Origin of the sequence: Proteus sp. G4380 (assembly GCF_963885725.1) — a bacterium.
GTDB classification, from domain to species: Bacteria; Pseudomonadota; Gammaproteobacteria; order Enterobacterales; family Enterobacteriaceae; genus Proteus; species Proteus mirabilis.
Window position 1 is genome coordinate 1 of the sequence record NZ_CAWPAV010000124.1, and the last position, 1617, is coordinate 1617.

Sequence of the window (1617 nt, forward strand, 5' to 3'; positions counted from 1 at the left end):
AATATAGTGTATGTTCCCTTTATCAAATTATCAGGTGCGTCGTAAAACCCATCTTTCAGGGGCGCGATATAAGGTGTGGTTTTCCGGCTAACTCAGTTTCTTTTGTCATAGACCAAAGTACAATGATATCCATACAACAACTTTAAGCCTTCAAATTCCAATTAATATCAAATGGTCAGTAGGAGGGTAATATGCGGTGCTTCGCAGGAGCTTGTCACTTTATTTTCAATTGTGCGTTAGCGCTTTAGAATGAGGTTCTGATATTGAGACTCGTGAAGACAAGCAGTACAGTTAGTACTGCTTGTAGTCATAGTGGAAAAGAAGTGACTTTTATTACTCCAAAAGGAAAAAAGATCAGGGCATCGCAGAATGAAGTTTTTAATACTTTATTGAAATCAGTAAAACAAATATTTATTGAATATAGAAAGAGAGAGTTTAGGCCCTCTTCTGTATATTTATGGCGTAACTAGTCTGTTTTTTATTACAAAATTAGTTTCTGATTACTTACTCTTTTAATAGGGCTAGCTATTTTGTAATAGTAGAGAGTATTAAGAAGTATTTATAAAGGGCGTGATAAATAGTAGTAACGAAATTTGAAAGGAAGAATGCTTTGTTAATTTTTCACATAAGATTAAAAAGTAAAAGGAGAACCTAAGTTCTCCTTTTGATATTTCTCTACGACAACAATATGTGTTGAAGGATTAGCCGCTGCCTAATCGACTGATACTTGCTCTTTACAAGCTGACCTCAGTCAGGTGCTTACGCGGGTCTCATCTGGATTTTAAGAGCGGGGAGACTCAAGCACACTCTATAACGCCTTTATACCTGTTTATCTTGATATTATCAAGTTTTTTTGTTTTGTTTTTTTATTGAACTGAATAGGCAGATAGCATGTATAATGGCATTTGGATACTGTTGTGCAATGATATCCCTAGCTGTAGTTAATGTTGTTCCTGTAGCCATAAGATCATCGACAAGTAATATTCTGATTTTTTCAGTATTGGATGATGCTTGTGTGTTTAAAACAAATGGTGGAAATATATTCCTAAATTCAGTAGGGATACTTTTTAGTGAAAACCCTCCTTTAAGTCCAACTTCTTTTGCTTGTAATTTAATTTTGAAACTAAGACTTTTAGCCTCTTCAATATTAATATCTGCTTTATCGAGAAGTTGAAAAGCATTATCGACTGTTATTTTTCTTAAAATATCAGTTAAATATGTGGCATTAAATTTTTTTGCTAAACGTTTTGCGATAATAGGGCTAATATTATGGGCTGAAGGCATTGATATTATTAGTTGATACCCTTTAGGTTCTAATTCCATAAGTTTATTGCAAATGATTTTGAAGCTATCATTGAGTTTTTTTATGCTAGAAATATTTGTATATAAATCATCCTTTTTTTTCAAAGCATAAATTAAAGGACAATTATCCCCCAGTTGACGTTGTTTTCTATTACGTCTTCTTTTACCTGAAAGGAATTGTCTTTTAAAAATAGCATAAACTTTTAAGCCATCTGTATAATCAATAGTTGGATTCCCTTCAGACTGAGTTATTAGCCAGTCGGGGCAATTATGATCAACAATAACACATTGCTCTTGAATTATTAATCCCATAAA

Annotated in this window: 1 protein-coding gene; it reads right to left on the reverse strand. The window is 32.9% G+C overall.

What is annotated here, in order from left to right; all coding sequences use genetic code 11:
- Positions 1-843: 843 nt before the first annotated feature.
- Complete coding sequence (locus AACU98_RS11525; RefSeq protein ID WP_004244852.1) at positions 844-1614, reverse strand: phosphoribosyltransferase; 771 nt, start codon at positions 1612-1614, stop codon at positions 844-846.
- Between the last annotated feature and the right edge of the window lie 3 nt (positions 1615-1617).